The sequence below is a fragment of the Microcoleus sp. B9-D4 genome, assembly GCF_036705105.1.
GTDB lineage: Bacteria > Cyanobacteriota > Cyanobacteriia > Cyanobacteriales > Microcoleaceae > Microcoleus.
Map to the genome: position 1 here is coordinate 38,029 of NZ_JAUBTS010000053.1, position 13,977 is coordinate 52,005.

14 protein-coding genes are annotated in these 13,977 nt (G+C 46.7%); 3 read left to right on the plus strand and 11 right to left on the minus strand.

All coding sequences use genetic code 11. The annotated features are described in order from the left end of the window. Positions 1 to 18: 18 nt before the first annotated feature. Complete coding sequence (locus QUB24_RS24990) at positions 19 to 954, minus strand: metallophosphoesterase (RefSeq protein WP_333156262.1); 936 nt, start codon at positions 952 to 954, stop codon at positions 19 to 21. 102 nt (positions 955 to 1,056) lie between these two features. Here QUB24_RS24990 and QUB24_RS24995 point away from each other — a divergent pair, with 102 nt between their 5' ends. Together QUB24_RS24995 and QUB24_RS25000 are read left to right on the plus strand one after the other, a co-directional pair. Further along, the gene (locus QUB24_RS24995) at positions 1,057 to 2,088 is read left to right on the plus strand and encodes a hypothetical protein (protein WP_333156264.1); all 1,032 of its coding nucleotides are present in this window, start codon (positions 1,057 to 1,059) and stop codon (positions 2,086 to 2,088) included. Between the two features lie 181 nt (positions 2,089 to 2,269). Continuing rightward, positions 2,270 to 3,010, plus strand: coding sequence for a Uma2 family endonuclease (locus tag QUB24_RS25000; RefSeq protein WP_333156266.1), 741 nt, complete (start codon positions 2,270 to 2,272; stop codon positions 3,008 to 3,010). A gap of 96 nt (positions 3,011 to 3,106) precedes the next feature. Here the strand turns inward: QUB24_RS25000 and mrdA are convergent, their stop codons facing one another. Further along, a complete protein-coding gene (gene mrdA / locus QUB24_RS25005) occupies positions 3,107 to 4,921 on the minus strand; it encodes a penicillin-binding protein 2 (RefSeq protein ID WP_333156268.1) in 1,815 nt (604 codons plus the stop codon). A 224-nt stretch (positions 4,922 to 5,145) separates the two neighbouring features. Between mrdA and QUB24_RS25010 the strand changes: the two genes are divergently transcribed. Next, positions 5,146 to 5,505: a phage holin family protein gene (locus QUB24_RS25010; protein ID WP_333052282.1), complete on the plus strand. Its 360-nt coding sequence runs from the start codon at positions 5,146 to 5,148 to the stop codon at positions 5,503 to 5,505. A 302-nt stretch (positions 5,506 to 5,807) separates the two neighbouring features. Here QUB24_RS25010 and QUB24_RS25015 read toward each other — a convergent pair whose 3' ends face one another. From QUB24_RS25015 to QUB24_RS25055, 9 genes are all read right to left on the minus strand, one after another. After that, positions 5,808 to 6,482 carry an N-acetylmannosamine-6-phosphate 2-epimerase gene (locus tag QUB24_RS25015; protein ID WP_333156271.1) on the minus strand — a complete coding sequence of 225 codons (675 nt, stop codon included), beginning with the start codon at positions 6,480 to 6,482 and terminating at the stop codon, positions 5,808 to 5,810. A gap of 285 nt (positions 6,483 to 6,767) precedes the next feature. Beyond that, on the minus strand, positions 6,768 to 9,317 hold the full coding sequence (locus tag QUB24_RS25020; RefSeq protein WP_333156286.1) for an ATP-binding protein: 2,550 nt from the start codon (positions 9,315 to 9,317) through the stop codon (positions 6,768 to 6,770). Positions 9,318 to 9,341: 24 nt separating this feature from the next. Beyond that, positions 9,342 to 10,571, minus strand: a complete 1,230-nt coding sequence (locus QUB24_RS25025) for an IS110 family transposase (protein ID WP_333156273.1) — start codon at positions 10,569 to 10,571, stop codon at positions 9,342 to 9,344. 284 nt (positions 10,572 to 10,855) lie between these two features. Next, positions 10,856 to 11,395, minus strand: a complete 540-nt coding sequence (locus QUB24_RS25030; RefSeq protein ID WP_333156274.1) for a hypothetical protein — start codon at positions 11,393 to 11,395, stop codon at positions 10,856 to 10,858. Positions 11,396 to 11,397: 2 nt separating this feature from the next. Then, positions 11,398 to 11,661, minus strand: coding sequence for a hypothetical protein (locus QUB24_RS25035; protein WP_333156276.1), 264 nt, complete (start codon positions 11,659 to 11,661; stop codon positions 11,398 to 11,400). Next, a complete protein-coding gene (locus QUB24_RS25040) occupies positions 11,661 to 12,170 on the minus strand; it encodes a hypothetical protein (protein ID WP_333156279.1) in 510 nt (169 codons plus the stop codon). Before QUB24_RS25040 ends, QUB24_RS25035 begins: the two co-directional genes overlap by 1 nt. Beyond that, positions 12,167 to 12,562 (minus strand): hypothetical protein, encoded by a 396-nt coding sequence (locus QUB24_RS25045; protein WP_333156281.1) that lies wholly within the window; start codon positions 12,560 to 12,562, stop codon positions 12,167 to 12,169. The genes QUB24_RS25040 and QUB24_RS25045 overlap by 4 nt, the downstream gene beginning before the upstream one ends. Positions 12,563 to 12,684: 122 nt before the next feature. Further along, a complete protein-coding gene (locus tag QUB24_RS25050) occupies positions 12,685 to 13,140 on the minus strand; it encodes a hypothetical protein (RefSeq protein ID WP_333156283.1) in 456 nt (151 codons plus the stop codon). A gap of 15 nt (positions 13,141 to 13,155) precedes the next feature. After that, the gene (locus tag QUB24_RS25055; protein WP_333156287.1) at positions 13,156 to 13,953 is read right to left on the minus strand and encodes a hypothetical protein; all 798 of its coding nucleotides are present in this window, start codon (positions 13,951 to 13,953) and stop codon (positions 13,156 to 13,158) included. Between the last annotated feature and the right edge of the window lie 24 nt (positions 13,954 to 13,977).

Consider the following 13,977-nt stretch of genomic DNA (forward strand, 5'->3'; position numbering starts at 1 on the left):
TCCTGAATATAATTTGAATTAAGCCGATCGCACTTCGATCACTCCCCTGTCAAAAACCCGTTTGTCAGTACCAATAGAACTGACAAACATCCGGTCTTCATAGACATCAAACGTCGCAAAACTCAGGCGGCTAGCAGAATACTCCGTCCACTCAGAACGCCCCACCGCACGAGTGCCCCCGCCGGCACCGCAAATTAAATAAGTCGTACCGTTAATCGAGCGAGTGCGTTCGTAACTGTGCTCGTGTCCGTTGATATAAAGCTGCACGCCGTACTTTTGAAACAAAGGCGTCAAAGTCTTAATAAAAGATTGATTCAATCCGTACAGGCCAGAGGAATAAATCTGGTGATGGCCGAACACAACTTTCCAAGGTGCGGTGCTCTGACTCAACTCTTTTTCCAGCCAAACAAGCTGATTTTTCCAATCCGCATTGTGATTGGTATCTAAAGCAAAAAACTGTACGGGATCGCGGCGAAAAGTATAGTAGCGACCTTGCATATTAAAACCCGCATATTTAACTTGCGGATCGCCGTTAGCAGTGCGGATATCGTGATTTCCCAGACAAGCATAAAATTTTACACCTTGCTGTAATAATGGCTGATAAGGACGCTCGAAAACAGCATTAATTTTTTCAATTTCGCCGTTATTGTAGATATTGTCGCCGGCGAGAACAGCAACATTAAAAGGGTTTTCCCGGTGATATTGCGCCATCGCCTCAGCGACAGCATACTGACCTTCTGCCCCGGTACCGGTGTCGGCTACCGAAATAAAGCGTAAAATAGGCGGTGAGGCCGGCAAAGGGACGATCGCCCTTTCTGCCTCAACGTTAGAAGGGACAGCAGCGTTGGCGTCTGTACCCCAGGCAGTCCGAAGCTGAAACATTTTCCAGACTCCGGCAAAACCTAAGCTGCTGAGACTGCCTAAAACTAGAAAGTGACGACGTTTGATGCTCATTTTGATTCGGTTACAACTAATAAAATGATAAATTAAGGTTGAGATGGCTCAATTAAAATTTATCTCGTTTAGATATATTTGCAACGCCCCAAGGCAGAGAAAATGTCAGAAGAACAACTAAACCAACCAACTCCAGAACCCTCTCAATCTCCGACACCGGAGGTTGATTCGGCGGCAAAGTCTGCCCCCACTGGCAGCAAAACTCAAAATGCCAGCAGCGCGGTTCCCAAAAATCAGAGAATCAAAACTTTGATGGCATCGATCGGGAATTTGGGAAAAAAAGGGAAAAAATTAGCAGCCGAAACCCCGTTGCAGCAAGAAAAGCCGATCGCGCCCACCGCTTCTGACTCAGCAACAGCAACTCCTCCCGCTGTTGCTGCGGAAGTTAACAGCGTGCCACCAAAAGTTGCTGTAAAAGTTGAGAAAAAGCCTGTATCCCAACGCAGGGAAGGGAGTTTTTTAGAGAAAGTCGTTGTACTTTGGCAAAGTATTGTACGGCTAGTGCGATCGCTACTGCCACCATCTACGAACCAGAAGCTGTCCGATCCAATTTTAAACGCCGCCCTAGCAGCAATTCTGATCGTTGTAGTCGGTTTAACTTTCAACAGTTTCTCAGCCAAACCGTCGGAGAAAGTAGCAAAAGTGCCTTTGCCAGCAGCGCAGCAGTCGCCGCAAACTTTTGGTGATTTTATGGCATCGGGAACGCCAAAATCCCCAGAGGCGATCGTACCATCTGAGCCAATCTCTGCTAACTTCAAAAGCAAGTTGCCCGATTTAGTGGCGCCGGAAAAACCGCAACCCGTAGAAATTATCCCACCGCCACCGCTGACGCCCGAACAGTCTCTGATTGCTGCGATTCAAAATCAAGTTACTGACATTAAGAATCGACTGGGCGGCGGTTTAGTTGAGTCTGTTCAAGCTAATTTTTCCAGCAGCATTTTGACAGTAAAAGTCGCTGAAGATTGGTACAAACTCAGCGAAGTTGAGCAAAATCAACTAGCAACGAAGATGTGGAAGGAGGCTAACTCACTCGATTTCAGTAAGTTAGAAATTGCGAATATGGAAGGCAAGTTAATAGCTAGAAGTCCGGTTGTTGGTTCGGAAATGATTATTTTAGACAGAGGGATTAATTAGAATTTAAAGAGTCTGTATCTGTACACCATCTTAACAGCCTTACAGTCCAGGACGCAGGACCTAATTATGTAGGTGTGCAGTGCACACCTTACCGCTGTTGATTTTTTTGAGGATATTGAAACTTTCTCAAACCCGACAGAATGCTACCATTAAATTAATTAACTTTGAGGAAAATTGAAAAATGACAATTTTAACTCAAGTCGAACAACTAGAAATTGAATATCCCAGCAGCGACGGAGAGCCGATGGCTGAAAGCGACATCACGCGCGATTACATGACTTACAGCGTTGAAGCTGTCAAGCTTTACTTTCAAGAACGTTCTGATGTTTACGTGTCAGCCAATTCTTTCATTTATTATGAACAAGGGAACAACCAAGCGGTTGTTGCTCCCGATATTTATGTGGTGTTTGGAGTTGCCAACCGCAAAAGGGATAATTATAAAGTTTGGGAAGAAGGCGGAATTACTCCAGATTTTGTGTTAGAAATTACTTCGGAAACAACTCAGACGAAAGACCAAGAAACCAAACCGGAAATTTATCGAGCTTTGGGAGTTAGGGAATATTTTCAGTACGATCCGTCGGGAGATTATCTGAATCCGATTTTACAGGGAGTACGTTTGATAAACAATCAGTACGAGCCGATTGCTGCCAACAATATCGCTTTCGATACGCTGTGGTTGTTCAGTGAAGTGCTGGGACTGGAATTGCATCTAATTTCAGGAGAATTGAGGTTTAGAGTTCCTGAAACCGGTGAGTTTTTGAAGACTCATAAGGAAGAAAAACTGGGACGACTGGCAGCGGAGTCAACATTACGATCGCTCGTAACTCAACTCTTAAATTCTGGAATGAGTCTGGAACAGGTAGCGCAAATGATGAATTTATCAACCGTGGAAGTGAGACGATTGGTAGGGGAAAACTTTTGATCGATCGCACTTTTCCAAGATATCAAGAATAGTGCGATCGATGTATGGGACAAAATGAGAACAGCCAACAGCCAACAGTCAACTATTAACTAATGACTATAGAGGCTTATTAGTAGGTTTAAAACCCTGCTTTTGAAAATAGGTTCTAAATACCTCTTGAGCAATTGGTGCCGCCGATACAGAACCAAATCCGCCGCCTTCAACTATAACTGCGATCGCAACTTCCGGTTTGTCAGCAGGAGCAAAACCCACAAACATAGAATTGTCAGGATGACCGGGCATTTCCACCGTCCCAGTCTTACCAGCACTTAAAGGAATAGTACCATCATTCATGCGTTTGCCAGTCCCTTTTTTCACCACGTCAATCAATCCCTGGCGAACAACATTCAAAGTTGCAGGCTTAATACCTGTGGGAACTTTTTTGGTAATAGGAGTGTTGGTTTGAGAAGCCAATAAATGCGGCTGAACTCGATAACCGCCATTAGCAACAGTTGACACCATCACAGCCAATTCTAAGGGAGTACAAAGTACCAAACCTTGACCAATCGACATTGTTACTGTATCGCCAACATACCAATCTTCACCATACATTTTCTGTTTCTCTGCTGGTATCGGAACTTGACCGTGATTGGCGGATTCCAACCCCAAAAGATCTAAATTAATAGTACCGCCAATGCCCATCGCTTTAGCCCATTTCGCCATTTGTTCGGGGCCAGCAGCCATACCTACTTGATAGAAAAACGTATTGCTGCTGTAGGCTAAAGCATCGCGGAAACCGATAACGCCGTAACCGCCGCTGTGTTCGTTAAAAGAAATTCCGCCGATGTTAATTGAAGAAGAAGTGCCCAAAGTCGAGTCAGGAGAAAACTTGCCCGACTCCATCCCCGCTATAGCAGTGACAATTTTAAAAGTGCTACCGACTGGATAACCTTGAACGGCTCGATTTAAAAACGGTTTTTCTGGCCCTTGCAGTCTATCCCATTCTTTTTGAGTCACCTTGCGGGTGAAAATATTGGGGTCAAATGTCGGCCAACTAGCCATTGTTAAAAGAGCTCCGGTTTTTACGTCGATCGCCACAACTGCACCCAGGCGATCGCCCAAAGCTTTTTCCGCAGTTTTCTGCATATCTAAATCTAAAGTTAGCTGCACCGGTTTGCCAGGAATAGGGTCTTTTACACCTAAATCTTGGATTTCTTCGCCCTTAGCATTTACCTCGATTAAACGGTTTCCCCAAACGCCCTCTAAAGTTGAATTAGCTAATTTTTCAACTCCCATTTGACCGACGATCATTCCCATCGGATATGCAGGATTAGCTTTTAATTGCTCTAAACTAGCTTCGCCGACGTACCCCAAAAGGTGAGCTGCTAATTGCTGGTTGGGATTGTCTCGGCTCGATTCTACGCGAATTTCAACTCCCCGCAAAGTATTAGCTTGTTCTCCCAAAGCGACGAAAGTACCGACATCAATATCCTTACTAATTCGCACTGGTAGGGCTGATCTGTAGCCGGCTCCATCGATTTTTTTGATAATTTCGGCAGCGGGAAGTTTGACGATCGGGCCCAGTGTAGCGGCGATCTCTTGCCACTCCTTAGCCGATCGCTCTTTTGGCCACACATAGACTGATCGAGATACGCGGCTGGCCGCAAAAATTTTGCCGTTGCGGTCTAAAATTTGACCGCGAGTCGCTGGGACTGAAACAGGGCGAATGCGGTTATTTTCCGCCCGCTGTCGGTTGTAGGCTCCCTGTACCAGTTGCAATTCGGCTAGACGAAATATTGGTAGCGTCACCAAGGTAGTGACGAGCAGCATAAAAACCATAACTTGGAGCGATCGGCTGCGTTGCCGTGAAGCATTGTCCAAGCCATTTTTGTCGAATCGGATTTTAGAGTTAAAAGAAAAATCGCCAGCCATATTAATTAATCTGCTCTTTTTATTCAACTAACAGGTTGATACGGGCCCCATCCGGATGATTGGGCAGATGATTACAGGGATTATAACTTCTCACTCTTTAGTAACAGACATAAATTCTGTCGATTGGCAGACGAATCAGCCGGATTGTTTAATTAAGGTATATAAGATGTATGTTAAATATCAGGTTTTTCTGACAATTCAACTGTTAAGGAGGTAGGGGCGCTGTGGAACCGATCGATTTTTTGATTGCTTGGCTGGTGACGGGTAGCAGCTTGCTACTGATTTCTCAACTGCCGATCGGCGTAGAAATTGACAGCACACCGAAAGCAGTAATTTCCGCTGCGGTTTTGGGAATGTTGAATGTTTTAATTTTGCCAATTCTGAAAGCAGTTTTTTTCGTGCCGAACCTACTGACGCTGGGATTGCTTTCCGGCGCGTTTGCTTTTGTCATGAACGTGATTGTTTTTGCCTCGGCTGCGAAGTTAGTTGAAGGATTTAGTTTGCGGATGGGCCTTTGGAGCGCGGTACTGGGGGCGATCGCCTTGGCTGTAGTTAGCAGCTTTATCAACGGCGCACTGATTTAGGATCGCGAATTAAATAACTTACAATTTTAATTGTTATTGTGGGATGGGCGTCCCGCCCGTCCTTTTTGGACGGGCGGGACGCCCATCCCACTTTCAAGAGTGGAAGTTATTTAATTCTCATTCCTTAGCAACTTCCCCTGATAAAGGGCGATGGAAATCGCCCGATATTTCCCACCCTTACCTTGCGCGTTTCCTTTGCCTACAAGCGATTTCTCTCGCCGAATCTTTCTCCCCCCTTCTCCCTTCTCCCATCTTCCCTATTCCCTATTCCTTCTTCCTTCTTCCTTCTTCCTTCTTCCTTCTTACTTCCCCATCAGCGACTTATAGGCTGTCACTTTAATATCAATCCCAGTAATATCTGTCCCCACAACAACAGCCACCGCTCCTAAATCCAAGGCTTTTTTAGCCATTTCCGGCCCCGAGATCCCGCCTTCGCAGATAACGGGAACCTTAAGCTTTTCTACCATTTCCGCAAGCAAATCAAATCCCGGCGGCGACAAATTTTCCGTCTGGGCAGTATAGCCAAAAAGAGTAGTTGCTACAGTATCTGCACCAGCTTCGGCTGCCGCGATCGCAGCTTCTATTGTATCTACATCCGCCATCACTAATTTGCCCAATTCACTGTGAATTCGCGCGATTAACGTCTTTAACTCTTCGCCAGCAGGACGGTTTCTCTCAGTAGCATCAACGGCGATAATATCGGCTCCAGAAGCGGCGATCGCCCGCGCGTCTTCAAACCGAGGAGTAATGTAAATCTCGCATCCCGGCAATTGCTGCTTCCAAATCCCAATTATGGGAGCGGATATCTGTTTTCGCACCGCTGCAATGTGAGCCGGAGTGTCAATCCGCACCCCCGATGCACCTCGATTGATGGCGGTTCGCGCCATTGCCGCAATTACGATCGGATCGTGCAGCGGCGAATCCGCAGGTGCTTGACAAGAAACAATTAATCCTGTAGGAATTTGACAATTAATCATGGGGAATTGCGGATAGGAATTGGTAATTGGGAATTACAAATTATACCAGTTCAAAAAAATAATGTAACTGTAGACCATATCCCAACCCATATCCAATGAGTCAATCGATTTTAGATTTTAGATTTTAGATTTTAGAGGCGACCCCACGGATAAATGCTCTTTCTTGAGGATTTTATATTTGAGATTTGGGATTGATTCCAGGGATAAATCACGTGGCGGGTACCACCTTTGAAATTCGTGGTCATTCCCCAATCTCAAATCTCAAATCTCAAATCTCAAATTGTATTACCCATTACCAATCCCAGCCATTAAAGAAATAATTTTGTCCAGCAATTGCTCAGGGTGAATCGGTTTAGCCAAACAATCGTTAGCTCCAGCCGTCACGAAAGATATCTGATCTGGCGGAATTTCATTAGCGCTTAAAGCCAGAATTTTGATATTTTCAGTAGCGGATTTTTGGCGCAGTTGGTGAATTATTTCGCAGCCATTCATACCGGGCAAACGCATATCGACAATCACAGCATTCGGTTGCAAAAGTTCAATTTGTTCCACCGCCGCCGAACCTTCAATCATCCACACCACTTGCATTCCTGCGACTGTCAGGATATCGCAAATCAGCATGGCAGTTTCTTCATCTTCTTCGACGAGCACGAGGCTGCCCCGCAATGAGGAAGAATGCAGCGGTAAAGATGAATTCGATTTTTCATATTTAAATTTTGTGGATTCATCTTTGGTTAGAGTTTGGATGGGTATAAAAACGGTAAAAGTAGAGCCGACATCAACTGTAGAGTTAACTTCGATCGCGCCGCCGTGAAGCTCTACTAACTGTTTAGTTAAAGCCAATCCCAGACCGGTGCCGCCGTATTCGCGGCGGTAGGGGGAATCCAACTGCTGGAATTTTTGAAACAACAACGATCGCTGATTTTCGGGAATTCCAATTCCGGTATCTTTGATTTGAAAAACAGCGGTACTGCCAGCAGGTGCAGTACCAGGTTGTCGCACTGCAGGCGTTCGATTTTTATCTTCTGTCACCCAAACTCGCAGGATGACTCGCCCGCCTTTGGGAGTAAACTTAATCGCATTTCCTAAAAGATTGAAGAGAATTTGTCTCAAGCGGCGCGGGTCAGCGATGAAGCGATCGCACTCTTGTTTTATCCGCTGTTCTTGCAGCAGTTCCACGCCTTTAGCCGCAGCTTTTTCTTTGAGGGCGTGCAGGCTCTGAGAAGCTAATTTAGAAAGTGAAAATTCACTAATTTTTAATACTGCTTTTCCCGCTTCTACTTGCGATAAATCTAAAATATCGTTAATTAATTCTAATAGGTGGTCGCCGCTGTCTCGGATAGTTTGCAGGTACTGCCGCTGCTTTTGCACTGGCACTTCTTTACTGCCAACTTTGCCATAAGACCACCGCAGCAGTGTGTCGGAAATGCCGATGACGCAAGTGAGAGGAGTCCGCAATTCGTGGCTCATAGCTGCCAAAAACTCGCTCTTGGCGAGGCTGGCAGACTGGGCGGCAACCAGTGCATCGCGCAGTTCTTGCGTGCGCTCTATTACGCGCTGTTCTGAGGTGCGCTTTTGCTGCTGGACTTGTGCATAAAGTTCGGCTTGGTAAATGGCGATCGCCAAATGTTCTGCTATTTGTCGCAAAAATGTTTTTTTGCTTTCTTCCCACTCGCGAAAAGTACACTGGTGGGCAATTAGCAGCCCCCACAAGTCGTCTTGAACCACGATCGGCACTAGCAACTTTGCCCGCACCTTTGCCCGCCGCATCAACTCCAAAAAACAAGGTTGCGAAGAGTAAGTTGTTTCCACATCCGCGACGCACAAAGCCAAACCTTTGCGATATTTCTCTCGGTCAATGACTCCATTGGTAAAACACTGCGCGTCTTCACTAAAATTCAATACAGACGAGATACCATCATTGGCTAAAGCTTCGTAGGTAACGCGGCCTAAATACAAGTAAGACCCGGAATTTTCTGGGATTTCGCCAGACCCAGAAACCGCTGCAGGTATTTCTTTAGCTAACTCGCCATTGTGCGACGCTGGCACTTTTTCAAATTGATAAATTAACAGGCGATCGACCTCCAAAAACTCTCGCACTTGCTCGACTGCTTTTGACAAAATTACAGGCAATTCCAAACTCTGGCGGATTTGAGTTGTCACCTGATTCAAAAGTCGCTCTTGTTCAAGCTGTTGCTGCAAAGCATCTTCTACTGGCTGACAAAATGAAATGCAGGGACTGGCAATTTGTAATTGATTGACGGCTTCAGCAATCTGGCTTTGTAGCGTTTCTGGATCTATAACTTTGGGCGCTGATTTTCCCTCTATTTCTGTTTGGCTGTGTAGGGACAGGCGATTATTTGGGCTGGCATTGGCAGCGAGAATATCCAGCAAATTTAGGGTGAATTCGCTTTGAAGAACGGCCGAGTTGGGCTGTATATTTTTAATTCCTTGTTTGAGGGCGCGAATGTCAATTTTCCACGAAGGTGCGGGCTTTATTTCTGCGAGTTTGTCTGCGAGGGGAGACAGGAAATTGGCGATCGCCCCGGGGTCGAAAGTCAACTGCACATTCAATTGCGAATGGAGATTTTTTTCGCTGTGCTTGTGTCCGTTTGTTGCGAACTCATCTAATAGATTGCCCCGAAGCAGCGCGCTAAAATGCTCTGATACCAATGCTGCAAACCTTTCCGACGAATTTTCCAGATTTTGAGAATCAGCGATCGCATCGTCGGTGAGCCAAATCGCCCCTGGGATTTCAGCCATTTGCTGTAACAACTGGTAAGCAGCCTCAAAGGTTGCTAGTGGCAAAGTCCGATTTAAGGTTTTTGGTTTCACTCTAGTAATTCCTGTCACTGGATTTTAGATTTTAGATTTTAGATTGGAGTAAACAAGCTCGCGCACAAGTTCCTTGAACAACAGCTTAACTGCTTTGGCCGCCACGCGCGATCGCACTAACCGCACCGGCCGGCCGCTAGCTTTCTCCTCATCCATGATTTGACCGAGCCGATCGCCTATGTCGTTAGCCATGCGAGCGCGAGTCGGTTCAATCCTGGTAAAAATCCATTGCCACAGAGCTTTTCGGCACAAGTCCGAACCGCCAACAACTTTAGACTTTTGCAAGTCGCCGCTGCTTTCTTGGGAAGGCGCGTACCCCAAAGCTTTGCAGAATCGGCGAAGCGATAAATGCCGCTTTGTTGGTTTGCCCGATCGCCTGCCAGTGCGAATTTTGATATCCGGTTTGCCGTCAGCAGCGAGATAATTCTCAAACGGATAAATCTGGGAAAGTAGCAGCGCTTCGACTCGGCGGCCAAAACCGAATTGAGCAAAAACTTTACGGTACGGCAAGAACTGCGGTTCTGCTACCAATTTAGAGAGCTCAAACTCAATTGCCATTTCTTCCCGCTGCAAGTTACAGATTCGGGCGGCGTGAAGTCGCACCTCGTCTGTAATTCCCAATCCGATCGACCGCTCCAACAGTAGATCGTATTTGACGGACTGCCTCTCGCCACATAGCCAGCCCCAAAGCAACGGCACTTTCTCGCCAGACCGAAGCGATTTAATCAACGCCGCTTCTGGAAATTGCCAAGCTAAATCTTGTCTGGCACGGTTGATGATTGGCGATTGCACCCGGTTTAGGTGCGCGAGCCGAAGTACAAGTCGGCGAATTTGTACGATTGTGCGATCGCGCATTTGCACAAATCGCCGTGGCGTATCTTGATAGTCCCATCCGTAAATTGCCAGTGCGAGCGCGTCGGCATCATCATCTTTATCCGGTAACGCTAGATGGTGCTCGCGGAACGATCGAAGCTCTTTGTGCCCGACTAGCCGCACCTCTACTCCAGCCCTGGCGAGCTGAGTTCCCCAGAGGATTTGATAATTTACCCCGGTCGGTTCCATCACTGCGATCGTATTTTTCCGATCCAATTCCGATCCAATTAGTGCAAGTAATTCATTAATTCCGTGCGCTGTAGCAGCGAATTTATGGAAATTGTAGCGGTAATAAAACTCGCGCGGTTCGTTAATTGTTTCTGATATTAAGCAGCACGAAACCGAGGCTTTGCTAATATCCAAGCCAATAATTTGAGTCATTCCATTTTTAAGGGTGAGGTTTCTAAATCTCGCAGCAGCAGCTTATGAATCACCCAAAGGCCACATGAGCCTACTTCACTCTTAAAGCTTCTAAGTGCGCGAGATAAACAATTAATTGGCGGCGACCGAGCTTATGAAACCAAAAAAGCCGTTACAGCTTGATTCAATCTGAAAGCCCTAAATCGCGCCTTTTTAATCGGCGGTTCGGGTTGGAATCGATCCGCTACTCCCCTTAATAAGGGGGAGTTTCGGCCGCTGATTCCCGGCGGCCATCATCAGGCGGTTTACTCTTGAGTTAATCGGTTGTACTCAGCCTCTGCTAATTTGTACTTAGCGCTGCCTCCCTTGTTAACTCCCCACAATTCAAAGATTATTTTTGCTTTGCCGTAACCGCGCGCTTTTAATTGCAAAATGCGTTCTAGCTGTTCAGACTCCTCCTTAGTTAATGAGTTTTGCTCAGAACGTTCTAGCCGTTCTGGTTCGTCACAAGTTAGTGCCATCAATCGTTCTAGCCGTTCCACTTCGTCGGAACGTTCCGGCGCGCCGTTCAAAATTCGTTCTGCTTCCTGCTGGCGTTCTTGCTGGGAAATATACGCGCTTGTTGAAATTTCATCAATAACGTCGGCAGTGATTGCGCGCGTTTTTATGGTTTCAATTTCTAGCTCTTTAGCCAATTGGCGGGCGATATTTCCAGCTTGCACGGCGCAAGCAATAGCTGCACAGAGGCTCAATCCTTGCAACGATTTGTGCCAACTGATGCGCTTGTCAAGCGCTGTGAGAGGTGTCAGCCACAAAGTCAGCGCCGTGCCTGAAATTATGAACATTTTTAACTGCATACAAACACCCCTAGACCAATTAACAGCATTGCCAAAATTCCAATTAACAAAGCTTGAAAATCAGCAACTGAGATTTTGAGCAAATTGCTTACAGAATAATCGAGCAACCAACTCAATCCCCAAGCTATTGCAATTACGGCAAGCAAACACAAAACGGCGCGAAGTGCGTTCGGGTGCAGCGACGCTAACCAGCCTAAAAAGCTGGCAGCGATGCACCCGCTAAGAAAATAATTAGCCAAGTACATCGCTCGCATTAGTTATTTCCCCCGGTGAGTTTGGCAGTAATGGCGTCAATACGGGTGCGAGCGTCGCTGTCTGCTTTGTCAATTCCTAAACCCAGTCGTGCATAACCGGGCCGCAGTCCGTGCAGTTTCTTTGCTAATCCAGCATTGGCCCGCACTTTGCCGAGTTCGTTTTCGGCAACTACTCCCTCGTATTTCCGGTGCTCTTTGTGCACTGTCTTATCGGCCGCTTCAATTTTCCCCAGTGCCTTGTAACTCCGTTTTGTGTGCCGAGCGTCCTCAGTTTTTTGCTTTGCCAACTCTTTGAGCTTGTCGGCTTCTTCGCGATCGAAGTAGCGCGGCGACGGCACGACCGGAACCGATCGAATTGAGTCAAAGTTGCCGGGGTTAGTCGGCGAGATGGTGGCTGCGTCGGTCGCTGCTAGCACCTTGGATTTATCTATCGCGTGGTTGCCACCGCTGCTGGTCATTTTTCCAGCGTCAGATTGACCACCGCCAAAAAGTCGTAACTGTAAGCTCATGCTTTGACTCCGATTTTGATGTTGATTTGTACGGGAGGAAGTTGAAAAAGTTTTGAGGGGCTGATGTGCTGAAGTAGAGGGCGAGCTAGCACAAACAGTCCCGCTGATGCGAGCGTGACGGCGATTAACTGGGGAAAGTCAACCCAGTGAAAAAAGTTAATGGGCGTAGGTTGCCTGACAGAATCGCTCTCAATATCACTGTCGCTGATTAGAATTGCAGGGGTGTCATGCTCTGGAAGCTTGACCCCGTAAGAATTTAACAGCGTCTCCCAAGTAGCGGTTTTACTGAGTTTGCCGTAACGCTTGGCGTATTCTTTTGTAAATCCGAGTTTGAGCGCTGTTGCCTTTAGGTGATCGATTCGCCGCTGGCTGATAGGTTTGGGTGCAGTCATGTGTTATGAAGGTATGAGGAGTAGATGGTCGTGTCCGTCTGATAGACAGAAGCGGTTAATGTGGTTAACCGCTTCTGTCTTTGAATTTACGGCTTGGTATCGACCTCAATTTTGTAAACCGCCTAACTTGGTTCTTTGCGCCAGACTTGCAGCAACTCTTCAATTACTGCGTTAATCTTCCCGGCCGTGACGGTGGCGCTAAATTCTTGGGTTTTTTCCGCAAGTTCGCTAGCTATCTGCTGGGGGCTTTTGCCAAAAACTGAAGCTAAAGCTTCGATCGCGATGGAAGATGTAAGGGCGGTAGAGAAAATGATTTGTTTCTCTTCCATAGGCAAATCTCTCATGCTGATATGCGGTTGCAAACTGTTGTCGGGGATTATCTGAATTGATTTGAGATTAAGCTCGCAAGTGCTTAGGCAGTTATCTAAGGTTTCCGCCAACTCTTCAAGCTCGCGGTAATTGCCTTGACTTTTAAGAATCAAGTCGTCAACGTGAAGTCCTACCGCTATGATTTCAGCTTTTATTTCAGGACGAAACGTGGGCAAGTCAGAATGCCGATAGGTGAAAGTATTGTGCATGGTTTTTAAACCTAACTAGGATGAGTCCGACGCTTTGTCGGATCTATTCGGTCTGATAGCTTTTTGATAGCTTCGTGAGGGTTTGTTTTTTCCTAAGCCTGGTAGCGGTTTGTCGCTTTTGCCGATCGCGCCGATGTCTTTCTGAAACTCGGTGTCTAGCTGGTCTAAAATCTCCTGTTGTTCGGGTGTGGGGATGGTTGGCTCTTCCTCTTTCTCTGCCTCTTCCTCTTTCTGACGTTTGTACTCGTCTGCGATTCTGTCCAGCAGCTCCTGAAAAGACAATCCTGCAGCCGCTGCTTTCTTAGCTAGCAGTGCGTAGGTATCCTTCTTGATGCGGACTTGTTGCAGTCTGGGTTCTGGATTCTCGTCAATAGTTTCGGCGATGGTCACGGCGGAAATTTTCTCCTTGGGTACGCTCTCCACAACTTCCTGCCACTTGCTCTCTAAGGGACTGTCGCCGTATTTATCAATGGCGGCGTACTTCCCCAACGTCGTAGCTTGAGCTACGCAGTTAGGCAAAATTTGGAATCCGGCTTTTATTAATCGCAGGCAGATATCAGCGGCCTTGATGATTTGCTTGCAGTAAAAATGCTGGCGGCCAAGTCCTTGTTCGCAGTAGGTTTTGAAGTCTTTGAATTTGTCTTTATATAAGCGATATCGGCGGATTGTGTCGAGCATTATTCCTTGCCGCACGTAGTCGAGAAAGCCTCTTTTAATTTTGTGCGTAAGTTCGCTCAAATCGTTGTAAGGAGCGGTAGCAAGGGTTTCTTCTGCGAAGTCCAGGAGCGGTTGATATTCCGCTCCTGGTAGCATCCCCCACTCATTTGTAAAATCAGA